Genomic DNA, 24,055 nt, shown 5'->3' with positions numbered 1-24,055 from the left:
TGCATGGGAGCCTTGCGATGACTGACACACACCCAAACCTTTCCCCCGCCCGGCTTTTAACCGACATGCGCAACACTGCACCGCTGGTACAGTGCATCACCAATTATGTGGCAATGAATATAGCCGCCAATACGCTGCTGGCGGCCGGGGCCTCGCCCGCGATGGTCCATGCGCCCGAAGAAAGCGGTGAATTTGCCGCCATTGCCGGGGCGCTCACGGTCAATATCGGCACCCTTTCCACCGAATGGGTCGCAGGCATGAAGGAAGCCGCCAAGGGGGCCAGCGCGGCACAAAAACCCTGGATCCTGGACCCGGTCGCCCATTTTGCCACCGGTTTTCGCCGTGATACTGTTGCGGCCCTGCTGGCGTTACAGCCCACCATCATACGCGGCAACGCTTCCGAAATCATTGCCCTTGCCGGGGGGCAAAGTGCCGGTCAGGGGGTGGATAGTGGCGACCCGGTTGAACAGGCCGAAGAAGCCGCCAAAACCCTGGCCCAAAGCCAAAAATGCGTGGTCGCCGTAACAGGCAGCAGCGATTTTGTCACCGATGGCAGTGCAGCCGTTCGCATTCTCGGCGGGTCTGCCCTGATGCCGAAAATAACGGCGATGGGCTGTTCGCTCACCGCGCTGGTTGGGGCCTTTGCCGCAACGGCACCCAAGGCCCCGTTTGAGGCCACCATTGCAGCCCTGGCCTGTTTTGCCGCCGCCGGAAAGATGGCGGAAAAAACCGCATCCGGCCCGGCCAGCTTTGCCACGGCCTTCCTGGATGCCCTTTATAATCTTGATGATGCCGCCCTTGAAACCCACGCCGGGATCGAGGTTCTGTCATGACATTTGATCTGTCGCTATATCTGGTTCTGGACCCTGATTTATGTCGCGATCATTCGATGCTGGAAACCACAATGGCCGCCATCAGGGGCGGCGCCACAATGGTCCAGCTACGCCATAAAACCGCCAGCACCCGTGAATTCATTGAAATTGGTCGCGCATTGAGGACGGCGATGGAAGGAAGCGGCGTGCCGCTGATCGTTAATGACAATATTGACGCCGCCATCGCGATTGATGCACATGGCCTGCATATTGGCCAGGACGATATGCCCGCCGAAATGGCCCGGCAAAAGCTGGGTAAAGACAAAATACTGGGGCTATCGATTGAATCCGAAGCTGTCGCCCGCAAAATCGACAAAACCGTCATTGATTATGTCGGTATCGGTCCGGTTTTTGCGACATCGACCAAACCGGACCATAAACCCGCCATCGGCTTTGAGGGCCTGGCGCATCTGACAACCCTTTGCAAGCTGCCGTCGGTTGCCATTGGCGGCCTTAAACAGGAGCATGTGGCACATGTTCTGGAAACCGGTGCCGACGGACTGGCCGTTGTTTCCGCCATTTGCGGGCAAGCCAACCCCGAAGCAGCCGCCCGCGCCCTTGCCGATACCATTACCGGCATCCGCACCCACCAGTATGCCAGCCACCCCAAAACCAGGACGGATTAAAATACCCAAGACTCGCCCGCAATTTTACCCAAAACAGGGCGAGTCCCGGTTGATCGGTGCCAATTGGGCATAAAGGAGGCCCAACGACGCGTTGCACCTGACGAAAAGTGCGATGTTTTGCTTTTTTGCGCAGTGAATAGCAGGGCCGATCAAAAAATATGTCACCTTTTGCCCAAATTATGGCATTTGCCGCGAAAGTCGAAACAACCACAAAAATTCCCTGTAAAACAAGGTTTTGCCGGGATTTGACACATACGATTATACAGTATTCCTATCCTTTTCGGCACGGAATTGCCTCATTCGCGCCCCGAATAGCGCCAGATTGGCTGTCATATTCAGGCTTAACGACGATAAACAAGGGTCATTTCGGCCCTAAGGCACACAGGAACGCACGATCTGACCCGGCATCTTTTCCCGGAACGTAACAGTCTGTTGCCCTCTCTGCCGGTTTATCGCATCTGCTATTTTGCGAGGAGACGTCCATGCCGAAGTCTTTCCGCAGCAAACCGGTGGTTCTCGCCCTGATCGGTCTTTTGTCAGTGACGACAGCTGCCCTGGCTGCGATCAAGGTTGCCCCAAAGGCCATTACCGATACTGTCACCATTCAGTCCGATGCGCCGCATGGCGAGGTTGTCTTAACCTACCCGGATGGCAGCATGGCCTTGCAAAAGACGTGTGGCAGCTTTCCCTGCCAGATCAATATCAGCAGCCTGCAAAAGGGCGAATATGGCGTGATGATCCGTCAGGGCACCGACATTCAGAATATGGTCAGCCTTTATAAGGAATAAGTGGCGTATCCCTCTTGCCTGACAGCCCGCATTTGTGAATTAATACCCTGAAATGTTGGACAATATCCAACAGCCCAACCAGAAAAGGGCAACGGCGTTCAGGAACGTTTTCGTTCAAACACGTTTATCAGGGGAACTTCACATGCGAATATCATACAAGCTGGCAACAGCCTTTCTGCCGGTGGCATTTTTAATGCTTGCCGGCTGTGCGCAAACCAGCCAAATGGCACAAAATGATACCGGGCCGACAGCCAAAACCGCACCCGGCTTATGGTCCGCCTATGATGCCACCTTTAAAACGGCCAAATATATTGACCTGACCCACGCCTTTGCACCGGTACAGCCGGTCTGGCCGGGTTTTGGCAATGCCAAATTCAAGGCCGCCGTCGCCGGCCAGGATATTCCGGGTTATGTTTCGGTCGGTGAAGAATTCACCTATGCCAAGCATGGCTTTGTTGCCACCGCCTATGACCTGCCAACCGACCAGTACGGCACCCAGTTGGACCCGCCCGCGCACTGGAACCCGATGGGGGCCACCATTAGCGACCTTCCGGCAACCTATAGCGTCCGTCCGCTTGTGGTAATCAATATTGCCGACAAGGTCGCCAAGGATCAGGGCTATTACCTGCATGTTTCCGATATTGAGGATTGGGAACAAAAACATGGCCTTATCCCCGAAGGATCGGTCGTGATGGTGCGGTCGGACTGGTATAAACGCTGGGATGATATCAACAGCTTTAACGAAACACCGTTTCCCGGTGTCGGGCTGGAGGCACTGAAATTCCTGCATCTTAAACGCCACATCCTGTTTCACGGCCACGAACCACTGGATACCGACACCACACCGAACCTGGAGGGGGAATATTGGCTGATGCACAATAACTTCACCCAGGCCGAAGGCGTTGCCAACCTCGACAAAGTGCCCGAAGCCGGTGCGCTGATTTCAATTGGTTTTGCCAAACCGCTGGGCGGCACGGGCGGCTATGCCCGCTATGTTGCCATTGCGCCGGCAGACTGGAAATATGGCGTGACCCTGGCCGATGCCCCCGGCGCCCCTTTGCCCGAACAGCCCTATCCGCTGAAACGCGATGAAAATGGCGTGATGCGGCCCACGGCGGATTAACCGTCGTCACCGCCAAGACAAAAAATGCTGCCTCGCGCCGGGAACGTCAAAACGCCCGGCGCGTTTTTGATCATAGCATTCCAACGCCTCGCCATTCATCGCATGATGCTTTTGTAAAGGGCGTTGCATAACCCGAACTTTGTCCTAGATAGATGGGACAGGTAAGTTTCACCCTCCGTTTGGATGAAAGGAAAGCAAAATTACCTTGTAACAACGGGTTGCACGGCAATTTAACTTTCACACAGCAACCAAATGGGGATATGGTGCGGGAGCTTTGTGCGACCCGCACTGATTAACGATAATGAAATTCGAGGTATTGTATCATGGCTCTTGAACTTCCAGCACTCCCCTACGCCTATGACGCGCTTGCACCGTATATGTCGGCTGAAACGCTCGAATTCCACCATGACAAGCACCACAATGCCTATGTCGAAACCGGCAACAAATTGCTGGAAGGTTCCAACCTCGCTTCGGGCAAGACCCTGGCTGAACTGGTTGTGGCAACCTATGAAGACAAATCGAACCCGAAGCTTTTCAACCAGGTTGGCCAGCATTACAACCACGTTGAATTTTGGCAGATGATGAAGCCGAATGGCGGTGGCAACATCCCCGGCGAACTGGAAAAGAAAATCATCGAAGATTTCGGTTCGGTTGACAAATTCAAGGAAGACTTCACCGCTGCCGGTGTGGGCCAGTTCGGTTCGGGCTGGGCATGGCTGTCGCTTAACAGCGCGGGCAAACTGGTTGTGGGTGGTTATGCAAACGCCGAAAACCCGCTGGTCAAGGGCGAAACCCCGATTCTGGGTTGCGACGTTTGGGAACATTCCTATTACATCGATTACCGCAACCGTCGCCCGGATTACGTCAAGGCGTTCCTCAACGACCTGGTCAACTGGGACTATGTTGCTGAACTGTATTCCAAAGCTGGCTAATCGCTAACGCTTTGAAGCAGATCACAAAGCGGCTCCTTCGGGGGCCGCTTTTTTGTGCCTGCTTTCAAAATCAAGTCGTTTCGGGGTCGATAAGACCAAATCTCTGCGCGAACTCGGTCAAAACGGCTTCATGCGCAACCAACTCTGCCCGTCCATCAAACAATTGATCCCAACGCAAACGGATCAGCTCTGCCTGCCAATCCTCACATTCGTCATTATTACATGTATCCGCCATCACGTTTCAGATCCCGCCCGTGATTATACCCTCATAACAATACAGCGCAGAAAACACCCCGGCACAAAAAAACACCGCCAGCAGGAATGCTGACGGTGCCTGAGATCAAAGCCTTGATCCTGAAAAACAGGAAGGATCAAATATCGAATTTGATGCCCTGTGCCAGCGGCAATTCGCGGGAATAGTTGATGGTGTTGGTGGCGCGGCGCATGTAACCTTTCCAGGCGTCCGAGCCGGATTCACGGCCACCGCCGGTTTCCTTTTCACCGCCAAAGGCCCCGCCAATTTCCGCACCCGACGGGCCGATATTAACGTTGGCAATACCGCAATCCGACCCAACCGCCGACAGGAACAGTTCGGTTTCGCGAAGATCGGTCGAGAAGATGCACGATGACAGGCCCTGCGGCACACCATTCTGAAGCGCAATCGCTTCTTCCAGGGTTTCATAGGTCATGACATAAAGGATCGGCGCGAAGGTTTCGTTGCGCACGGTTTCCGTCTGGCCCGGCATTTCAACAACCGCCGGGGTCACGTAATAGGCATCGGGATATTCGGTTGCCAGCGTGCGATCGCCCCCATGCACCGTGCCGCCGTCCTTTTTGGCATTGGCAAGGGCAGTTTGCATATTGTTGAAGCTGTCTTCATCAATCAGCGGCCCCACAAGGGTGCCATCGGCCAGCGGATCGCCAATTTTGACCGATTTGTAAGCAGCAATAATTTTCGGCAGCAACTGGTCCTTGACATCTTTATGCACGATCAGGCGACGCAGCGAGGTGCAACGCTGCCCACAGGTACCCACAGCGGAAAACACAACCGCGCGGACCGTCATATCAATATCGGCCGACGGGGTAACGATCATGGCATTGTTGCCGCCCAGTTCCAGAATGGTGCGGCCAAACCGCTGTGCCACACGCGGGGCGACTTCGCGGCCCATGCGGGTCGAGCCGGTTGCCGACACCAGCGCCACATCGTGGCTGTCGGTCAGGGCTTCGCCAATGTCGCGGGCACCAATGACCACCTGATGCAGGCCTTCGGGCGCATCACCAAAACGGTCCAGCGCGCGTTTCAGGATATTCTGGCAGGCAAGTGCCGTCAGCGGGGTTTTTTCCGACGGTTTCCAGATCACGGCATTACCACATACCAGGGCCAGTGCCGTGTTCCACGACCAAACGGCAACCGGGAAGTTAAAGGCGGAAATCACACCGACAACCCCCAACGGATGCCAGCTTTCCATCATTTTATGGCCCGGACGTTCGGAGGCAATGGTCAAACCATAAAGCTGGCGCGACAGACCGACGGCGAAATCGCAAATGTCGATCATTTCCTGAACTTCACCCAGGCCTTCCTGATAAATCTTGCCGCATTCCAGCGACACCAGACGCCCCAGCGGTTCCTTGGCGGCACGCAGTTCTTCACCCAGCAGGCGGGCCAACTCGCCCCGGCGCGGGCCCGGCACCTGGCGCCACTCGGCAAAGGCCCGTTTCGCATTGGCAATGATGTCATTCATGGCCGCCGGGTCGGTTTCGGTCACGCTGGCAATCTCGGACCCGTCAACCGGGGTTTGGACCTTCAGGGTTCCGCCCGAAATCACATCATCGGTCAGGCCGAGTTCGGCTAAAATCTTTGTATGGCTCACGATAAGCTCCCTTTCCTTTTGGGTCTGGCGGGGTGTTTCACCAATTTGCCGTTCCGTTTTGGTTGATACCCTTATTGCACATCATTGCACATCGACAAGGGCCGGTAAAAGGCGCGCAATAATGGCAAACGCCGCGTCAACCTGGTCAAACGGGATGGTCAGTGGGGCCAGCAGGCGCACCACATTGGCATATTCACCACTTGGCATTAACAATAGCCCGTTCTGACGGGCCCGTTGCAATAAAGTTTGCAGTCGTTTTGGCGACGGGGCGCCATCCCCATCGACCAGTTCAAAGGCGCGCATGGCTCCAATGCCACGCATCCGCCCAATCACGTCCCCACCCGGCAGGGTGCGGAGTTTTTCGATATGATCGCAATATCGCTGGCCCAGCGCATCGGCGCGCGCCAGAATATCATCATTGGCAAAGGCCTTAAAAACGCCCTGTGCCGCCGCACAGGCCACCGGGTTCCCTGAATAAGTCCCGCCAAGGCCGCCCGGTGCCATCGCACTCATGACGTCCTCCGCCCCGGTCAGGGCCGCAAGCGGGAAGCCCCCGCCAATGCCCTTGCCCATCACCACAATATCGGGGCAAACACCGGCATGTTCGATGGCAAACATTTTGCCGGTACGGCCAAAGCCGGACTGGATTTCATCGGCAATCAAAATCATGCCATGCGCGTCGCAAAGCTGACGGAGCCCATTGAGAAAATCAGGCGAACAGGCGCGAAAGCCACCCTCGCCCTGCACCGGCTCGATCACCACGGCGGCAAATGATTTCGGTTCAGCAACAATTTTAAAAAGCCGATCAATCGCCGACAGGGCATCGTCATCGGACACACCCGCTTCCGGGCAAGGGTACGGGATATGATGCACCGTACCCGGCATCGCCCCCAGCCCTGCCTTATAGGGGGCGACCTTGCCGGTCAGCGAAAGCGTTGCCATTGTCCGGCCATGAAACCCGCCATCAAAGGCGATCACGGCACTGCGCCCGGTAAAGGCACGCGCCAGTTTCAGGGCGTTTTCCATCGCTTCGGCCCCCGAATTGGTCAGCATCGATTTTGCCGGACCTTCGATCGGGCAATGTTGTGCCAGCCAGTCCGTCACCGCGATATAGGGTTCATGCGGCAGGGCGTTAAAACAGCTATGGGTAAAACGCTCCAGCTGTGCGGTGACTTCGGCCATTACGGCCGGGTGGCGGTGGCCCAATGTCAGCACCCCAATGCCGCCGACAAAATCGAGGTAACGTTTGCCGTCACAATCCCAGACCTCGGCATTTTCCCCGCGATCCAGATAGATCGGATGCACCGTACGAATACCTGATGAAACAGACTGTTTCTGACGGGCACTCAGGCTGCTGGTGGCTGAAATATCATCGCGGGGCATGGGGCGTACTCCGATTCCAAAGAACAAAGCCAAGCCTGCCTTGCTGGTATGCAGCAATGGATTACACGGCAGAAAATGGCTGTTTTACGGTTTTTTCAATTATTGTTTTAATATCGAAACATTAAATGACATTCAGTTCACGTACCGGGGCATTGTCGCGGATGCGTTCATAGCCAAACACGGATAAATCCAGCGTTTGATAGCGCCCGGTTGCCACCAGTTCGGCCAGGCCCCGGCCCACCGCCGGGCTTTGTTGCAGACCGTGCCCTGAAAAGCCATTGGCAAACAGGAAATTGCCCAATTCGGGATGCGGGCCGACAATCGCATTCTGATCGAGCAGATTATAGGCATAATGCCCCGCCCAGGCATTGACGACCTTGACCGCCTCGAACCGTTCACAGCGCTGATACAGGCCCGGCCAGATGATTTCGTCAAACAGGCTGTGGTCCACTTCAAAATCCCAGCATTCGTTATCCCGGTCCGCAGGCGGCTGAATGCCGGTGATGAAATAATCCCCCTCGGGCCGAAAATACAGGCCGCTTGGATCAATCAGCATCGGGCAGGATGCCAGAATGTCGGCCGCATCACGGCAATCGAAAACAAAAATGCAGCGTTTGCGCGGCTCGACCGGAATATCCAGCCCGGCCATGCGGGCGACCTTCGTTGCGCCCGTTCCGGCGGCATTGATAACCGTATCGCAGCTAAACTGGCGGCCATCGGCCAGGGTTACGCCAGTAACACGGTCGCCATCACGGGCAATGGCGGTGACTTCGCCATCCATCACATGCGCGCCCCGTTTTTTGGCCTGACGGCGGAAAATCTGTAGCAGGGAATAGGCATCAAACCAGCCCTCGCCGGTACGGCCCCAGCACCCCGCCGCCAGATCATCGACATTCATCCACGGATATTTCGCCTTCAGCTGGTCAGGCTCCATCCAGGCGATATCGGCATGATGGGCAAGCTGGGTTTGATGATTGCTGTGCAGGATATCGCGACCATCGGGCGTTGCCAGAACCAGATAGCCTTTTTCATGAAAGGAAATATCGGCATCCGGGTCCACATCGCGCTTTAGATTGCGCAAAAATTCAATACCATAGCCCGACATTTCAATATTGATCGGGGTGGAAAACTGCTGGCGGATCGAGGCCGCAGAAAGGGCAGTCGAACAGAATTCATAACTTGAATCCTTTTCGATCACCAAAACGCTGCCCTTAAAATCGCTGCGTCCCAAAAGGTGCCACGCCGCCGAGCACCCGATAACGCCACCACCCACGATAATGACATCGTAAAAATCGCTTGACACACCCATAAAGCCAACTTCCCGATATTAAAACGAACCCGAAATGAACAAGTGTTCCTGCGGGCTGGATTGAGTTTATTGTTATATCCCCACCGTGGCGGAGCCGCAGCTAGAGGCTGCTGAAACTTTCGACCCGAAAAGCGGACTTGCTTCGCAAAAACCTGGCATGTCATGCTGTTTTGTGGGGCAAAACCGCAGATCCCGCAAAGGATACTGCCCTTTCATGACAGAGGCGACACCCACCGGAAAAACATGACAGACCGTAAGTCACATTCTTCCATTTTGTCGCCGTCAAAGCCGTTCGTTCTTGCGCGGGTGGCGCGAGGGCGCTTTCCGGGCCGTTCACACGCTAGGGCTTGGCGTTGGTTATCGCAAACGATATATTGGCACCATATCATTCCATTTCGGAATGAACTTTTGCAAAAGGACGTGCCCGGATGCGCCGCGTTTTACCCTCGCTTACCGCCCTTCAGTTTTTCGAGGCATCGGCCCGGCATCTTAGTTTTACCAAGGCATCACAAGAACTTAACGTGACACAAAGCGCGATTAGCCGACAGGTAAGGACGCTGGAGGAATATCTGGGCCGGGACCTGTTTCGACGTATTCGCCAGCGTCTTAAACTCACCCCGGCAGGCGAAGCCTATGCCGCCCAGGTGCGCGACCTTCTGGACCGGGCCGAAGCCGCCACCTTGCAGGTGATGGCCTATAGCGGTGAAGGCGGAATGCTCAATGTCGGAACGCTACCTACCTTTGGCGCACGCTGGCTCGTTCCCCGACTGGGCGATTTTCGCACCGCCTGGCCCGACATTCAACTTAACCTGATCACACAAATCCGCCCGTTTGATTTTGCCGAGGAAGCCATTGATATCGCCATTCATTTTGGCGAGGCCAACTGGCCCGGCTGTGTCTTTCACCGCCTGATGGGCGAAACCCTGATCCCGGTTTGCGCCCCCAAGCTTTTGCGCGACAATGATGATTTACCCATTGCGCGCGACCGCATTCGCAATTGCACCTTGCTGCAACACGCCACCCGCCCCACCGCCTGGCAGGACTGGTTAAAAGCCGCAGGTGTGCCCGCCGTTGATGACCTTGCCGGTCCAAGATTCGAGCATTTCCACATGGTCATTCAGGCGGCTGTTGCCGGGTTGGGTCTGGCGTTAATGCCGGAATTTCTGGTGCGCGAGGAACTGGATAACGGCCGCCTGCTTGCCCCGTTTGATTTAAGCATCCCCAGCCAGCACGCCTATTATGTGGTTTACCCGGAAGAAAAGGAAAATACCTTTGCCGTGCGCGCCTTTCGCGACTGGCTACTGGCTGCCAGCGGCAACCAACCGGTTGGTACAACGAAAATGGCGCACATGACCCAAACAGGCTGAAATCCGTTTTTAATTGCGCCATGCGGTTCCCGCCCCTAAAATTTTGCCGCCCGACAACCACATACAACAATCCGGGCGGGACTATTGCTCAATCGGGGTAGCCAAAGGGGATGACTTTGTCGGTCGTGGAGAACCATCTGTCACCGTTTCAGATTGAAACGGAAGACTTCGTTAAATTTCAGCGCATTTCAGATGTGATCTTTGCCCCGATGGCACAGCGGGCAACACAGTTTTACCAGATGATCGAACATCTTGGCGGCACCAAACCAACAGGTGATACCAGCACAAAACTGGGCTCAAAGCTTGAAGCACACTGGATGCGCCTTTTTAACGGCAAAACCGACGAGGCCTTAACCAATCAGGCCGCCGAACTGGCCGCCCTGCATGCCAGCGCCCATATATCTTCCGCGCACATCATCACCGCCCTTGCCAGCATCCAGCACAGCCTGACCACCGCCATTTTTGGTCGCTTCCGCTGGAATGTCGGCCAGGCGGGGGAATTGGTGGCGCTGGCAAATAGTGTGCTGATGTTTGATTTAAACCTGCTGCTCACCCCACCGGGCACCGCCAGGGCAACAGCCCAAAACCAGACCCGGCCCCAGGCCCAACACAATAACGCCCTGTCGGAAACCGAATTTGCCGACAAACTGCTGGATCGCACGATGGATATGTCGGTTGCCATCAATACCGGCGTGATCTCCAACGCGAAAATGATGCGCGGCCTGCAACAGGTGGATGACCGCGCGCGCTCCATTTCCAGCGCGGTCGACGAAATGGTGGCAGGCATAAACAGCATTAATGAAAACAGCACCATTGCCGCAACCAATGCCGCCGAAGCCATTACCGCGACGCGCAACGGACAACAAACCGTTTCCAATGCGGTTGCCGGCATGAACGAAATCGCCACTGCCGTTTCCGATGCCTCCCACCGGGTCGGGATTTTGGCCGAAGCCTCCGAACGGATTGGCGAAATTGTTCAATCCATCGAAGATATCGCCAGTCAGACCAACCTTTTGGCCCTGAACGCCACCATCGAGGCTGCCCGCGCGGGCGAAGCAGGCAAAGGATTTGCCGTGGTGGCAGGCGAGGTAAAATCGCTCAGTCAGCAAACCGCCCGCGCGACCGAGGAAATCCGTCAGCGTATTGGCAATTTGCAGGAAGAAATGCGCCATATCGTTGATGCGATGGCACGCGGCACCGATGCCGTCACCAACGGGCAGCAGATAATTGGCGAGGTTTCAACCCGGATCGAGGATATCGGCGATAAAATGGCCGATTCCACCCGCCGGATCGAGGATATCTCCCACATCCTGGCGGAACAGACCCGCTCTGCCGATGCGGTGCAATCCGGTATTGCCAATATTGCCGATCAAACCGGCAGTCAGGTTAGCGCCATTCGCAGCATCATTGATGTGATTGGCAATGTGGAAAAGCTAATTGACGTGCAAATCAGCGAACTGGTGCAATATGACATTCCCAACCGCACCATCCGCAGTGCCAAGGCCGACCATTCGGTTTATTGCAAACAGGTTGCCGAAATTCTGGCAGGGCTTGCCGACCAACATGATGACAGCATGACCAAACCCACCACCTGCCGGTTTGGCAAATGGTATGACAGCCCCGCCGCCGAGCCTTTCCGCCACCTTCCGGCCTTCAGGGCGGTATTAACCCCGCATATTGCCATGCACGATGAAGGGGCGGCCGCCCTTGCCGCGTGGCGCAAAAAAGACATGCCAGCCGCGCTGGCCCATTTTGCCAAAATGGAAACGGCCACGGCCGAAACCCTTGATAAACTCGGTGAACTTGCCGCCGAAGGACGCAGTATTATCCAGCCCTGAAGCTTTGCGAAGGCAGCGGGGCATTTCCAGCAGCCCGGCTGCCTTTTGCCTCATCAACCGTGCCCGTCTGAACGGCCATATCGCCCACCAGAATGGGGATCGCGCCATTTGGGTCGGGCACGGCACGAACCGGGTTTTCAAAAAGCTCGCTTAACAGGTCTGGTTGCATGACATCCGCCACGGAACCGCTGGCAAAAACAGCCCCCTTGCGCAGCAAAACAACCTTATCGGCGTAGCGGGTGATCTGGTTAAAATCGTGCAGGATCATCAATATCCCGGCATTGTGCTGCCGGGCTTCCTGCCGGGCAAGGTGCAACAGGGCATGTTGATGGGCGATATCAAGCCCGGCTGTCGGTTCATCCAGCAGCAAAAAGCGGCCCTGAGAGCCGTGAACGGATGGAAGCTTCCTGACTTGCGCCCATTTATTTCGATAACGATATATTAAGCCTGAGTGTCTCGACTGCCCCTCCGGCCCCGGGTTATCAGGAACCGCCCAAAGCTGCACCAGGGCGCGGGCCAGATGTACGCGCTGCTTTTCCCCGCCCGACAACGCAGGGTAGGGATGGTCGGCCAGGTGGGAAATATCCGCCTGCTCCATTGCCTGATCCACCAGTCGCAGATCAAGCCAGTGGGGCGAGGTTTTGCGAAAGGGCGCTCGCCCCAGCATCACCACATCACGCACGGCAAAGGGAAACACCATCGAGGCCGCCTGGGGCATTACCGCGCGTTCCTGCGCCAGGTCCATCGCCGCCATATCGGCAATATTTCGGCCATTTTGCATAACACAGCCGCGCGATGGCACCAGTTCCCCCGCCAGAACCTTTAACAGGGTGGATTTTCCCGCTCCGTTTGGTCCCATCACGGCCAGCACCTCGCCGGGCTGTATCGATACCGAAACATCCCGCAACAAAGGCCGCCCCCGCACCTCAAAGGACACATTTTGCGCCAAAAGGGTCATATCCGCCGCCTTTTCTTTTCACGCAGCAACAAAAACAGGAAAAACGGCCCGCCGAAAATGCCGGTGACCAAGCCAATCGGCAATTCAGCCGGTAAGACAATGACCCGCGCCACCGCATCGGCCAACACCAGTAAAATCGCCCCACACAGGGCCGATGCCGGTAAAACCGTGCGATTGTCCGGCCCGCAGACCAACCGCACCAGATGCGGGGCCAGCAAACCAACAAAGGCAATGATCCCGGAAATCGCCACCGCCGCCCCCACCACCAGGGCGGTGATGATGGTCGCCCGTCGTTTAAGGGCTTCAACTTCTATGCCCAAATGGCGGGCCTCCGCCTCGCCCAGTAAAAACAGGTTTAACGGTGTGCCCAATGTCAGCAAATAGCCCGCCCCGGCCAGCATCACCAACAGGGCGGGCCAATCTGCCTGCCCGCCGCCGGAAACGGAGCCCATTTGCCAGAATGTGAGGCTGCGTAACTGCATATCATTGGCAAGATAGGTAAAAATCCCCACCCCGGCGATGGCAATGGCATTGATCGCCACCCCGATTAACAACATCAGGGCCGCATCGGTATAGCCCTCCTGACGCGAAAGCGCCCGGATCATCATCGTTGCCAAAACCGCCCCGGCAAAGGCTGCCACCGGCACGCCATAGGGCCCGACCAGAGGATAAAACCGCCCCAAAATTTCGGGACCACAGACAATCATGGCGACAGCCCCGCAAGCAGCACTGGCCGAAACCCCGATAATGCCCGGATCGGCAATGGGATTACGAAACAGGCTTTGCATGACCGCCCCGGCTATGCCCAAAACCCCGCCTATCACCACGGCCCGCACAATGCGCGGCAGGCGCAGACTATCCAGGATGCGGGCAGTAAAATCATCAACACCCGAACCCGCCAAACCCGTTTTATGGGCCAGATGGAGGATGATTTTAACGCTGTCAATCGGTGCCCCGCCAATGCCCAACGAAAACAAAACCACTACCGCCAATGTTCCCGCAAGAACCAACACCGGCACAACAGAAAACCCGGCATGATGACCTGGCAAGACAAAAAGCCCAAAACGGCACAACCAGGCCAAACTGTTCACAAATCCTGTCATTGGTCCGCTTCAAACTGATGAAGACGCGTGGCGATTTGGCGAATTTCATCGGCGGATCGCGGGCCAAATCCCAAAATGGTAGAGGCGGAAACACTTAAAACATGCCCCCTCGCAACTGCGGGGTGTAACCCGAACACCGGGCTGGCCTGCAAACCGGCAATACCGCCAAGCTGGTCCAGCGTGCTGGATGTCACCAGGACATAATCGGCACGATTGGCGGCAATAATTTCGGGCGAGACGGGCTTGAACCCTTCGTAATCCACCATCGGGTTTTCAGCGCCCACCAGATCAATAATTTCGTTGGCCGTGGTATTTTGCCCCGCCGACATCGGCTGTCCATGCCCGACCGACATCAGGAACACGATGTTTTCGGGCCTGCCTTTTGCCTCCTTTTCAGGGTTATTTGCCCCGGCAAGGGCATGAATGGCAGTAATGTCGCCTTCAACCTTTTTGCGCAATTTCGCGCCTGCCTCATCCCGGCCAAGGGCCGACGAAACCGCATCAATTGCCGCAGGCAGATTTTCAATCCTGTTAAGGGACGGTAGTAAAACCACAGCAACACCGAGTTCACGAAGCCGGTCAAGGGCTGCCTCAGGGCCACTTTCGGCAATGGCGATGATGATGTCGGGCCGCAGGCTGATAATCCCCTCGGCAGCAAGGGTGCGCATATAGCCAACCCTGGGCAGGCTCTGCACATCCTTGGGCCAGGTACTGGTGATATCCACCGCCACCACATTTTTGCCCGCGCCCAGGGCATAAACAATTTCGGTTGCCGGGGCGCCGACAGTGACAATGCGTTGTGGCGGTGTTTTCGCACGCCCAACCGCAGTGCCCTGGGCAAAGGCCGGAAAACACAACCCCAGCAAACCAATAATCGCCGCGATAAAAAGCAAATATGACCGCATGGCTCATGCCCCCGCCCGGCGAGAGGATAAGGTGGCAAATTGCCACCCCTGCCGGAACTTTGCCGGAGCAAAAATGCAAAAACATACCCGGAAAAAGACCGGTGGGAATAACGCAGAGAAAACCCGGGAAAACGGCGTTGTGAGTAGGGCCGCCACGATCCGGGCCAACCGGGTTTGCGCATCATCACGGCGGGCATTATAAACTTTGGCAGGCCACAAAAGTCGGGCTGTCGGGGTCATCATCATGGTGTCATTTCCTGGCAGTCATCAAAGCAGCGGGACCATCCCCACACCTTTTCAGACGAGCCAGGTGGCATGATTTCCGAAATTAATTTTATTAATTATCATTATCATAAAGTCGAAAATCAATTCGGTATCGATACGGCGCTTAGTCCCGCTTTATTCGCGCATATTTCACCCCACCCAAACGGCACGCCCCGCCTCAATATGCCGGGCGTGCCGCCGTGCCAGGCAGGTCAGGCAAGTCAGGCCGATATTTTATCGGATGATCCCGCCCGCAAACCGGCCAGAAACTGCACGCTCACCACACCAAACAAAATCAACAGCGGGATATGCCAGCTTTGCAAAATGTCATGCAAGGCACCAAATAAAACCGGCCCGGTTGCGGCCAGCAAATACCCCAATGACTGGCACATGCCCGACAGTTTGGCCGATGTTTGCGGGTCCGCCCCGCGCATCCCCACCAGCGTCAGGGCAACGCTAATCATGCTGCCCTGCCCCATACCCAGGCAAATCGCCCACAAATAGGGCATATCGGTTGTGGCAAAAACAAAACCGGGAATGCCGATAAATAACGGAATATGCAACACCGTCATGGCGAGCTTTTTGTTGGGAATGGCCGAATAAATCAACGGGGACAATAAGGCTGCCGGAATACCAAATATATTGAAAACCGTCAGAAGGGTGGCGGACTCGGCCTCAGACATACCAGAATCGAGATAAATTTTCGCAACCCAGGCAACACCGGTATAAAACATCATCGACTGACTGCCAAAAAACAGGCTGAGCCACCAGGCTTCACGGTTGCGCCACAACGAAATGCGCGTTGCCGTTCCTTGTGCGTGATGATGATAACGCAACATCGGCAGCCAGCATATACAGCCAACCACAGCAACCACCGCCCACAGGCCAAGGGCATAGCGCCAGTCCCCGTCCATGCTATTGCGAATGGGAACCGCGCTAAAGGCGGCAATCGATGCGCCGCTTGACATCACAAAGGTATAAAGGGCTGTCACCAGCGCCACGCGGGCAGGAAAACTGCGCCGAACCAGGGATGGTGTCAGCACATTCATCACCGCAATCGCCGCGCCCAAAACAACCGTGCCCATAACCATGACACCATATTGCCCGCTGGCCCGCAGCCCCTGCCCCACCGCCACCAGCACCAGCATCGTGATCAGGGTTGCCTCCAGGCCAAAACGCTGGCCCAAACGGGGGGCAAAAATAGATAACATACCGAAACAAAGCACAGGAATGGTGGTTAACAGGCCCAGCTGCGCCCCGGAAAGCTGAAGGTCGATCCCGACCCTCTCGGCAAGTGGCCCCATAACCACGATACTGCCGCGCATGTTAAAGGCCAGCAGCAACACGGCGGCCAAAAATCCGAGATGCGGCCATAACCGGCGAAAGCCGCGCTCTGCCGGGTCGCTTGTCTTTAAGGGCATATCACTCGCTCCACCATCCGTCGCATCATCCGCCAGGTTGGTTGCAGCCATCGAGGACGGCGCAGAGGCATGTTTATCAGGCATTGTCAAAAATCCATTTGTCCGGCGGCGCATGATTGGCAATCAAAGGCCCCGGGCGCACAACATAGAATCAGACCTAAAATATCCGTGTTAATAAAGGGCGATCCGACATCAAAAACCGGCCCGTAGTGCCGGTTATTTAGCCCAACAAAACGGGAATGATGGACCAGAAAACCCGCACCGCAATGACCAGAAACAGAATGGCAATCAACCGTTCGATGATGCCCGAATTGCGTTGCAGCCAGGGCAATACCGCCCCATGGGACAACCCGATTGCCACCAGACAATACCAGGCACAATCAATACCCGCTGCGGTTAAGGCCAGCCAGATTTTCGCCGTCCAGCTTGCATCGGCGGAAACAAACTGGCTAAACAGCGCCAGGAAAAACAACGCAATTTTTGGATTGAGAAAGGCAATCATAAAGCCATCGCGCGCGGCGTGGCCAATATTATCGGCGGTCGCACGATTGGGACCTTCGGTGGCAAACCGCGCCCTACTGCCCGCCCCGCGCCACGCCTTGAGGGCCAGCCAGGCCAAATAAAGTGCGCCCAAAATGCTGACCGCTTCGCGAAATACCGGCATGGTCTGGAACAAAACGCCCAAACCCGCCATCGTCATCACCGCGTAAAAGCCAACCCCCGCGCCATGCGCGAGTGCACAGGCAAACCCCGCCTGCCGGGACTGCCCGACAGAATGGCGCAAAACCACGGCAAGGCTTGGCCCCGGCGTCATCGCCCCCAAAATGCAAATGGTGGCAACAGACAGCCACGCAGCGAACGTCATAACGTTTCCCCGGTATTCTTAATCTTTTCATTCTCAAGCCAGAAAGCTATCTGCCCCGGCATCCGGTTTCAACGCAAATGACCACCGTCAGAGGTATAGGCCCCCTTGCCCACAGATACAAACGGGCCACCCGATCCGGAAGATCACAAGAAAATGCAACAACTCAAGCAATATAAGGCGGTATCCCACCATACAGGCAGACCACCACGATCACACCCGGCAAACCAACGCCAGGACTGGCAGGACTAGCTGGATAGTGCCGGGGTAAAGCAGCCAATTGAAAGAACGGAAATTTGCAGTTCCGATGCCTCTCTGGCGTTGGAAGACGCAATGGCCGAGCATGAAACCATGCTGAGATGGCCGGCTATCGTTCAGAATGCCCAAAAAACGGCGATTTGATTACACCTTTTAATATCTGTGCGCCAACACCGTTTGCCTATTGGCTGGTTTCATCCGGGCACCGCTGGAACCGGCCGCTGGTGCGCCAGTTTGGTAACTGGATTATTGAGGAAATGCTCCTTTTCCAAAATTAATCGCCACGCCCTCCCAAAAAAGCTTCTCCGCCACAACAAATAATAAACGGCCCCAACCAAACTTCTGGTTTTGCTTGCAAACCCTGCGCATCGTTACAATCAAATCGGGACTTTGCGCCACATTTCGCCCTAACAGCGCCCTATCAACCGCACAAATCCCGTTCAAATTCCCATACAGACAGAACTGCAGGGCGAATTCCCGCGCATCATCAAAGGCCGCAAAAACGCACCGGGCATACCCCGGCATGTCGTTGCCAACGGTCACGATGATGCATCCTTAGCGGTTTAAAGAAACAAGGTCGGCCCCAATGACAGGGCCAAACAAATCTGGTTTGGACAGCAAACAGGCGGGGGGATTCACGGGGAAAATGAACCCATCCGCAAAAAGGGAAACCGAAAGAATGGCGAAAAAACATATTCGTTTCGCAATCGGAACACTTGCGCTTGGATTTAGCGGCATTGTTGCCGCCCCTGCCAAGGCCGATCCACCCTCGTGGGCCCCGGCACATGGGGCGCGCGCCAAGCATGGTGATGGCGGCCACCATAACAAAGGGCACGATTTTGGCGCGGATGGCTATGGCGACCTGTTTTTGCCCAACGGTAACGTTCTGCAATGCAACCGCGATGTCATCGGTGCCATTCTGGGCGGCGCGGCAGGGGCGGTCGCCGGGTCTACTATTGGCAAGGGCGATGGCAAACTTCTGGCAACAATTGGCGGTGCCATTTTCGGGATGCTGGCTGGCAATGCAATCGGGTCTGGCATGGATGCAGCCGATTCGGCCTGCAGTGGCTATGCGCTTGATCGTCTTCCCGATGGTCAGACCGCGACCTGGACCAATCCCGACTCGAAACAGCAATATAGTATTACCCCGGTCAAAACCTTCAAAAACGAAGATGACCAATATTGCCGCGAATATAACGCATCGGTAAAAATCAACGGCGCACAGCAGAAAACCTTGGGCACAGCCTGCCTGCAACCGGATGGCTCATGGCGGCTTCTTTCATAAGTTTATCAGCGCTGTTGTTCCGCAGGTTGACGCAAATTCAAAATTGCGCCAGCCTCAAATACCCTTAAAAGTTGAATTTTCCTTGGACAAACAACACCTTAATCAGTAATGAGTGACTTTGAAGTAAAACAATTTACCTTTACGTCACTTTGCGCTACATTACGGAAATAAGAAGACAAAGACAAAAACAAAACCAACAAAGCTCCAGGGAGGATTTCGTGGATAAAAGCATCCTCGAAGCCGTAGAAGCCAGACTGCCGCAATTACGCGGTCTGAACGCCATTGTCGCCTTTGATTGCGGCGATGATGGCAGCATCGTAATTGATGCCACCGGGCCAGAACCGGAAATAAGCGACGAAGACCCGTCAGATGCGGACTGCATTCTGAAAATCTCCCAGGCAAATTTACAAAAACTGATCGCTGGCAAACTCGATCCCATGCTCGCCTTTACACTGGGCAAGCTCAAGGTGAAGGGATCAATGGGAATCGCAGCCAAGCTTTCGTCACGGCTTGACTGACGTCAGACATTCAAATTTCAGGATCGGGGGATTCGGATGCCGAAATCAACACTGGGCCGGTTTTTACTTTCAACATCAACCTTGGGTTTATTTTCCTTGTGCGCGTCACAGGCAATGGCCGACCAGACATTGAATTACAAGGTTTTCAAGGACGGCGAACCGATTGGGTCGGAACAGGTTATCCTGTCCGATACCAGCGACGGGCAAACCGCCCGTGTGATGACCGAAACATCGGTACAGGTTCTGTTTTTAAAGTTCCATTATCATCATGACCGGACTGAAACCTGGAAAGACGATGCCCTGGTTTCAGTAAAGGCCGAAACCGATGATGATGGCACCCCCTATCAATGGCTGGCCGAATATGAAGGCAAATGCTTTGAAGTTGCCGGCAAAGGGGTCCCCAGGCGCGAACAATGTGACGGGGCCTGGCCCCTGACATTATGGCGCGAAGACGTTACCAGCAAAACCAGCCTTTATAGCGTCATTGACGCCGCACCTTACAAGGTGTCGGTCGCCAAAACCGTCGATAACAGCCTTGAAATCGACGGCAAAACCGTTCCGGCCACCCATTATGTGATGACCGGGGATGTTACCCGTGACCTTTGGTACGACAAAGAAGGCAAGCTGCTCAAAACCAGCTTCAAGAAAAAAGGCTATGACATCGATTTTATCAGGGTCGATGCCAATTAAGGCCGAAAACCGGGCAAAAGCCTGAATTCACAGTTCGTTTCTAGGGAGAAACAAATGAAAAAAACGTTGAACAGGGCCGGCCTTGGCGCGGCAGTTTCGGCTACCGCTTTCATGGCTGCAATGACATTGAGCGGGCAAGCACAGGCATCTGGCTATCAGCTTCGCGAAGTCAGCGGCACTTTGCAGGGATCTTCCTTTGCCGGAATGTCCACTTCCTCACAGGATGCCTCGACCATTTTCTATAACCCGGCAAATATCGGCCAGTTTGACCACAGCACCTATAGTGTTGGCGGAACGCTGGTCATGCCGAAATCAACCCTGAAAAATGCCAAGGCAACCGCACCCTTTGGTCAGAATGTCTCGCGGACTGACTATGGCGACATGGCGCAGGATGCGTTTATACCGAATGCCCATGCGGTATGGAAACTAAACGACAACCTGAATATGGGTATTTCCATAACCGCCCCCTGGGGTCTGGTGACAGACTATGACGGCAACTTTGCCGGACGGTTCTTTGGTACGACGTCCGATATTAAAACCACCAACGTCAAACCGGCCTTTGCCTATCGTTTTGATAACGGCCTTTCGCTGGGTGCCGGTCTGCAAATTCAATATATGGATGCACGCCTGTCAAAGGCCGTCGTCACAGGTGCTGGCACCGAAGCCGCCTCGGATGTACAGGGGGATGATCTGGCGCTGGGTTGGTCGGCGGGCATGAACTGGGAAATCATCCCGGGAACCCGCATTGGGGCCAGTTACACCTCCGAAGTGACCCAGCATTTGAAAGGCGATATCAAATTTGGGTCGACAGCTGCCTATAATGACCGGTCTGCCACTGCCGAAGTCACAACGCCTGAATACGCAACATTCGGCATTGCCCAGGATATTGGCGAAAAATGGACGGTCATGGCGGATGCCCAGTGGACAAATTGGACGGCGCTTAAAAACCTGACATTCAATTACAGTGGCAATATTTCCAACCTAGGCGGCACAGTTACCTCGACGTCGGAATATTATAACTGGAGCAGTGCATGGTTCGCCAGCATCGGTGCGCGGTATCAGTATAACGAAAACTGGGCCTTTACCGGCGGTGTCGCCTATGATCAGACACCGGTTAAAACCGACCATCGCACGGTACGTTTGCCGGACTCCGACCGTTATTGGGTATCTCTTGGCACGTCTTACAAAGTCAACAATTGGGCCGATGTAAGCCTGGGCTATACGCATATTTTTGGCAAAGAAGCCCATGTCAATTTACGAGACGCCTCTGGCAACACGTTTTCAGGCGATTACGAGTCCAAGGTTGATATCATCGCCCTGCAAGCAAGATTCCAATTCTGATCCTATATATACCGGTACGGTCGTTTCCGCGTGAAACGCACCGTGCCGGCTTTTCCTTGCCCCGAAAGTGACGTTAACGTAATGGAGTTAACGCAAATGATCCAAATGAACGTCCAACAAGCCTCTGCCGCCGCGCCAGGTGTTGACATGGTCACGCCCCTTAAACCGCGCCGGATCCATGATATTTTTGATGAATCCGCCCGGATACATGGTGATCGGCCCTGCATCGATTTTCTGGGGCGTATTTATGACTATCGCGAAATTGCCGATCAAGTCGACAAAGTGGCCGAAGGGTTTCACCAGCTTGGCGTGCGCAAAGGGGACAAGGTAGGGCTGTGCCTGCCCAATACCCCGTATTACGTGGTTTGTTACTATGCCGTATTGAAATGCGGCGGTGTGGTTGTCAATTTCAACCCGCTTTATGCCAAACGCGAAATTGCCTTTCAGATCAATGATTCCGGTGTGCGGATCATGGTCACGCTGAATTTGAAACAGATTTATCCCAAAGTCGCGGCCTGCCTGGACGAGACAAGCCTGCGCCGCATTGTCGTCTGCGAAATGAGCGACATTTTACCGGCCGTTAAAAGCGTTCTGTTTTCGCTGTTCAAACGCAGCGAGTTGGCCGATGTGCCGCATGATTTGCGCAATATTCCCTATTCGCGCCTGGCCAATTGCCCGCCTTTGCAAAAACCCTGCGATACCAGCCCCGATGATTTGGCGGTGTTGCAATATACCGGCGGCACCACCGGCCGCCCCAAAGGGGCGATGCTGACCCATGCCAATTTAAGCGCCAATGTCGAACAGCTTAGCCGCTGGATGCCCAATGCCCGCCCGGGGCAGGAAGTGACCTTGTGCGTCTTGCCGTTTTTCCATGTCTTTGCCATGACGGTCGCGCTCAATACATCGATCAATCTGGGTGCCGAAATGGTCTTGCAGCCCCGGTTTGAACTGGAAGCCCTGTTAAAGGCGCTGGATCGTAAAAAAGTCACCATCTTTCCCGGTGTGCCAACCATTTACACCGCGATTAACAATTCCCCCGAAACGGTTAAATACGACCTTTCATCGGTACGCTGCTGCATTTCAGGCGGTGCGCCGCTGCCCGTTGAAGTCAAACACCAGTTTGAAGACCTGACAGGCGCCAAACTTGTCGAAGGGTATGGCCTGTCCGAAGCCAGCCCGGTTTGTACCTGCAACCCGATATTGGGCACCAACAAGGAAGGCTCGATTGGTATTCCCATGCCAGGTGCCGGGGTTGAGATACGGTCGCTGGACGATAAAACCCGTGTTGTCGCGGATAACGAAAAGGGCGAATTATTTGTATCGGGCCCGCAGGTGATGGCCGGATACTGGCAAAACCCCGACGAAACAGCCGCCTGCCTGAAGGATGGCTGGCTGGCAACCGGCGATGTCGGCTATCGCGATGAAGAAGGGTATCTGTTTTTGGTCGACAGATTAAAAGATGTGATCATGTGCGGCGGCTATAACGTGTATCCTCGTGCGATTGAGGAAGCGCTGTATCTGCATCCCGATATTGCCGAAGTTACCGTCATCGGCGTGCCCGATTCCTATCGCGGCCAGGCACCCAAAGCATTTGTTCGCCTAAAAGACACCGCCAAGCGCGACGCCATAACACCCGATACCCTGCGCAGTTTTCTGGATGATAAAATTTCTCGCATCGAAATGCCCCGCGAAATCGAATTGCGCGATGAATTGCCCAAAACAATGGTCGGCAAGCTGTCCAAAAAAGAACTGGTCGACGAAGAACGCCTGAAATCGGCGAAAAAGGCATGATTGACGTTGGCAAATGCCAAAAATGACACAAAAGAAAAATCAAAATGACGTTAACGTAAACTTGTTGACGTATAGATAAAATAATGTACCAATAGGGCCATGAAATGCCGAATGTAGACAACAGAATCTACACTGTTCCGGAACTGGCAAAGGATTTGGGTGTCACCCCGCGAACCATCCGGTTCTATGAGCAAAAAGGGCTGGTTTCGCCGCAACGTGCCGGCAGCACCCGGGTTTATACAAGGGCAGACCGGGCCAGAATGCTGATCATTTTGCGGGGCAAACGGCTGGGTTTCAGCCTGCGCGAGATTGCAGATTATCTGGATCTTTATGCCGCAGACCCGACCCAAAGCGAACAGATCCGCATGCTGCTGGGCCAGGTACGCCACCGGATAAAGGATTTGACCGAACAGCGCCAGGCGCTGGATGTCACCCTCGACGAATTACGCGAAATCGAACAACAGTCGATTGATGCACTCAAAGAAAAAGGACTCGATCCGGATGCGGAATGAAACCGCGCCGGATAGCAGAAACGCTCAGGAAGGAAGAT

Annotated in this window: 23 protein-coding genes; 13 read left to right on the top strand and 10 right to left on the bottom strand. The window is 55.0% G+C overall.

From position 1 onward, the window contains the following. Positions 1–17 precede the first annotated feature (17 nt). The 5 genes from thiM (at position 18) to LF95_RS11405 (ending at position 4,341) form a co-directional block, all read left to right on the top strand. Positions 18–833 (top strand): hydroxyethylthiazole kinase, encoded by an 816-nt coding sequence (gene thiM, locus LF95_RS11425; protein WP_073956205.1) that lies wholly within the window; start codon positions 18–20, stop codon positions 831–833. After that, positions 830–1,498, top strand: coding sequence for a thiamine phosphate synthase (gene thiE / locus LF95_RS11420; RefSeq protein ID WP_073955267.1), 669 nt, complete (start codon positions 830–832; stop codon positions 1,496–1,498). Before thiM ends, thiE begins: the two co-directional genes overlap by 4 nt. 482 nt (positions 1,499–1,980) lie before the next feature. Next, complete coding sequence (locus LF95_RS11415) at positions 1,981–2,286, top strand: hypothetical protein (RefSeq protein WP_073955266.1); 306 nt, start codon at positions 1,981–1,983, stop codon at positions 2,284–2,286. 142 nt (positions 2,287–2,428) lie between these two features. Then, entirely contained in the window at positions 2,429–3,409 is a 981-nt protein-coding gene (locus LF95_RS11410; protein ID WP_252509738.1) for a cyclase family protein, read from the top strand. Positions 3,410–3,732: 323 nt separating this feature from the next. Continuing rightward, entirely contained in the window at positions 3,733–4,341 is a 609-nt protein-coding gene (locus tag LF95_RS11405; RefSeq protein ID WP_073955265.1) for a superoxide dismutase, read from the top strand. Positions 4,342–4,411: 70 nt separating this feature from the next. On the opposite strand, the gene LF95_RS22955 is transcribed toward LF95_RS11405, so the two are convergent. From LF95_RS22955 to LF95_RS11390, 4 genes are all read right to left on the bottom strand, one after another. After that, positions 4,412–4,579 (bottom strand): hypothetical protein, encoded by a 168-nt coding sequence (locus tag LF95_RS22955; protein WP_168173696.1) that lies wholly within the window; start codon positions 4,577–4,579, stop codon positions 4,412–4,414. A 133-nt stretch (positions 4,580–4,712) separates the two neighbouring features. After that, entirely contained in the window at positions 4,713–6,212 is a 1,500-nt protein-coding gene (locus LF95_RS11400) for an L-piperidine-6-carboxylate dehydrogenase (protein WP_073955264.1), read from the bottom strand. Between the two features lie 81 nt (positions 6,213–6,293). Then, complete coding sequence (locus tag LF95_RS11395) at positions 6,294–7,595, bottom strand: aspartate aminotransferase family protein (RefSeq protein WP_073955263.1); 1,302 nt, start codon at positions 7,593–7,595, stop codon at positions 6,294–6,296. Between the two features lie 121 nt (positions 7,596–7,716). After that, entirely contained in the window at positions 7,717–8,904 is a 1,188-nt protein-coding gene (locus tag LF95_RS11390) for an NAD(P)/FAD-dependent oxidoreductase (RefSeq protein ID WP_073955262.1), read from the bottom strand. Positions 8,905–9,332: 428 nt separating this feature from the next. On the opposite strand from LF95_RS11390, the gene gcvA reads away from it, so the two are divergent. Both gcvA and LF95_RS11380 read left to right on the top strand, forming a co-directional pair. Further along, positions 9,333–10,271, top strand: coding sequence for a transcriptional regulator GcvA (gene gcvA / locus LF95_RS11385; RefSeq protein WP_073955261.1), 939 nt, complete (start codon positions 9,333–9,335; stop codon positions 10,269–10,271). Between the two features lie 110 nt (positions 10,272–10,381). Then, the gene (locus tag LF95_RS11380) at positions 10,382–12,109 is read left to right on the top strand and encodes a globin-coupled sensor protein (protein WP_073955260.1); all 1,728 of its coding nucleotides are present in this window, start codon (positions 10,382–10,384) and stop codon (positions 12,107–12,109) included. Here LF95_RS11380 and LF95_RS11375 read toward each other — a convergent pair. From LF95_RS11375 to LF95_RS11345, 6 genes are all read right to left on the bottom strand, one after another. Then, positions 12,096–13,067, bottom strand: coding sequence for a heme ABC transporter ATP-binding protein (locus tag LF95_RS11375; protein ID WP_073955259.1), 972 nt, complete (start codon positions 13,065–13,067; stop codon positions 12,096–12,098). The two genes, LF95_RS11380 and LF95_RS11375, sit on opposite strands and share 14 nt — an antisense overlap. Further along, positions 13,064–14,170, bottom strand: coding sequence for a FecCD family ABC transporter permease (locus LF95_RS11370; protein ID WP_083607647.1), 1,107 nt, complete (start codon positions 14,168–14,170; stop codon positions 13,064–13,066). Before LF95_RS11370 ends, LF95_RS11375 begins: the two co-directional genes overlap by 4 nt. Continuing rightward, entirely contained in the window at positions 14,167–15,075 is a 909-nt protein-coding gene (locus tag LF95_RS11365; RefSeq protein ID WP_073955258.1) for a heme/hemin ABC transporter substrate-binding protein, read from the bottom strand. Before LF95_RS11365 ends, LF95_RS11370 begins: the two co-directional genes overlap by 4 nt. Before the next feature lie 485 nt (positions 15,076–15,560). After that, positions 15,561–16,844: a CynX/NimT family MFS transporter gene (locus tag LF95_RS11355; RefSeq protein ID WP_252509737.1), complete on the bottom strand. Its 1,284-nt coding sequence runs from the start codon at positions 16,842–16,844 to the stop codon at positions 15,561–15,563. Between the two features lie 136 nt (positions 16,845–16,980). Beyond that, the gene (locus LF95_RS11350; RefSeq protein WP_073955256.1) at positions 16,981–17,625 is read right to left on the bottom strand and encodes a LysE family translocator; all 645 of its coding nucleotides are present in this window, start codon (positions 17,623–17,625) and stop codon (positions 16,981–16,983) included. A gap of 501 nt (positions 17,626–18,126) precedes the next feature. Then, positions 18,127–18,423, bottom strand: coding sequence for a hypothetical protein (locus LF95_RS11345; RefSeq protein ID WP_073955255.1), 297 nt, complete (start codon positions 18,421–18,423; stop codon positions 18,127–18,129). 136 nt (positions 18,424–18,559) lie between these two features. Here LF95_RS11345 and LF95_RS11340 point away from each other — a divergent pair, with 136 nt between their 5' ends. From LF95_RS11340 to LF95_RS11315, 6 genes are all read left to right on the top strand, one after another. Continuing rightward, the gene (locus tag LF95_RS11340) at positions 18,560–19,165 is read left to right on the top strand and encodes an RT0821/Lpp0805 family surface protein (RefSeq protein ID WP_073956201.1); all 606 of its coding nucleotides are present in this window, start codon (positions 18,560–18,562) and stop codon (positions 19,163–19,165) included. A gap of 218 nt (positions 19,166–19,383) precedes the next feature. After that, positions 19,384–19,683, top strand: coding sequence for an SCP2 sterol-binding domain-containing protein (locus tag LF95_RS11335; protein WP_073955254.1), 300 nt, complete (start codon positions 19,384–19,386; stop codon positions 19,681–19,683). 36 nt (positions 19,684–19,719) lie between these two features. Continuing rightward, entirely contained in the window at positions 19,720–20,373 is a 654-nt protein-coding gene (locus tag LF95_RS11330; protein ID WP_073955253.1) for a DUF6134 family protein, read from the top strand. A 54-nt stretch (positions 20,374–20,427) separates the two neighbouring features. After that, a complete protein-coding gene (locus LF95_RS11325) occupies positions 20,428–21,714 on the top strand; it encodes an OmpP1/FadL family transporter (RefSeq protein WP_073955252.1) in 1,287 nt (428 codons plus the stop codon). A 96-nt stretch (positions 21,715–21,810) separates the two neighbouring features. Next, a complete protein-coding gene (locus LF95_RS11320) occupies positions 21,811–23,505 on the top strand; it encodes a long-chain-fatty-acid--CoA ligase (RefSeq protein ID WP_073955251.1) in 1,695 nt (564 codons plus the stop codon). A 104-nt stretch (positions 23,506–23,609) separates the two neighbouring features. Beyond that, positions 23,610–24,017: a MerR family transcriptional regulator gene (locus LF95_RS11315; RefSeq protein ID WP_073955250.1), complete on the top strand. Its 408-nt coding sequence runs from the start codon at positions 23,610–23,612 to the stop codon at positions 24,015–24,017. Positions 24,018–24,055 lie beyond the last annotated feature (38 nt).

Source organism: Thalassospira sp. TSL5-1 (assembly GCF_001907695.1).
Taxonomy (GTDB): Bacteria; Pseudomonadota; Alphaproteobacteria; order Rhodospirillales; family Thalassospiraceae; genus Thalassospira.
Note: the sequence above shows the minus strand (reverse complement) of the source record. Positions and strands in the feature narration are given on the sequence as shown.

Coding starts and splice junctions, on each gene's coding strand:
- thiM (WP_073956205.1), top strand. CDS start 18: ATGACTGACACACACCCAAACCTTTCCCCCGCCCGGCTTTTAACCGAC.
- thiE (WP_073955267.1), top strand. CDS start 830: ATGACATTTGATCTGTCGCTATATCTGGTTCTGGACCCTGATTTATGT.
- LF95_RS11415 (WP_073955266.1), top strand. CDS start 1,981: ATGCCGAAGTCTTTCCGCAGCAAACCGGTGGTTCTCGCCCTGATCGGT.
- LF95_RS11410 (WP_252509738.1), top strand. CDS start 2,429: ATGCGAATATCATACAAGCTGGCAACAGCCTTTCTGCCGGTGGCATTT.
- LF95_RS11405 (WP_073955265.1), top strand. CDS start 3,733: ATGGCTCTTGAACTTCCAGCACTCCCCTACGCCTATGACGCGCTTGCA.
- LF95_RS11395 (WP_073955263.1), bottom strand. CDS start 7,595: ATGCCCCGCGATGATATTTCAGCCACCAGCAGCCTGAGTGCCCGTCAG.
- LF95_RS11390 (WP_073955262.1), bottom strand. CDS start 8,904: ATGGGTGTGTCAAGCGATTTTTACGATGTCATTATCGTGGGTGGTGGC.
- gcvA (WP_073955261.1), top strand. CDS start 9,333: ATGCGCCGCGTTTTACCCTCGCTTACCGCCCTTCAGTTTTTCGAGGCA.
- LF95_RS11380 (WP_073955260.1), top strand. CDS start 10,382: ATGACTTTGTCGGTCGTGGAGAACCATCTGTCACCGTTTCAGATTGAA.
- LF95_RS11375 (WP_073955259.1), bottom strand. CDS start 13,067: ATGACCCTTTTGGCGCAAAATGTGTCCTTTGAGGTGCGGGGGCGGCCT.
- LF95_RS11370 (WP_083607647.1), bottom strand. CDS start 14,170: ATGACAGGATTTGTGAACAGTTTGGCCTGGTTGTGCCGTTTTGGGCTT.
- LF95_RS11365 (WP_073955258.1), bottom strand. CDS start 15,075: ATGCGGTCATATTTGCTTTTTATCGCGGCGATTATTGGTTTGCTGGGG.
- LF95_RS11355 (WP_252509737.1), bottom strand. CDS start 16,844: ATGCCTGATAAACATGCCTCTGCGCCGTCCTCGATGGCTGCAACCAAC.
- LF95_RS11350 (WP_073955256.1), bottom strand. CDS start 17,625: ATGACGTTCGCTGCGTGGCTGTCTGTTGCCACCATTTGCATTTTGGGG.
- LF95_RS11340 (WP_073956201.1), top strand. CDS start 18,560: ATGGCGAAAAAACATATTCGTTTCGCAATCGGAACACTTGCGCTTGGA.
- LF95_RS11330 (WP_073955253.1), top strand. CDS start 19,720: ATGCCGAAATCAACACTGGGCCGGTTTTTACTTTCAACATCAACCTTG.
- LF95_RS11325 (WP_073955252.1), top strand. CDS start 20,428: ATGAAAAAAACGTTGAACAGGGCCGGCCTTGGCGCGGCAGTTTCGGCT.
- LF95_RS11320 (WP_073955251.1), top strand. CDS start 21,811: ATGATCCAAATGAACGTCCAACAAGCCTCTGCCGCCGCGCCAGGTGTT.
- LF95_RS11315 (WP_073955250.1), top strand. CDS start 23,610: ATGCCGAATGTAGACAACAGAATCTACACTGTTCCGGAACTGGCAAAG.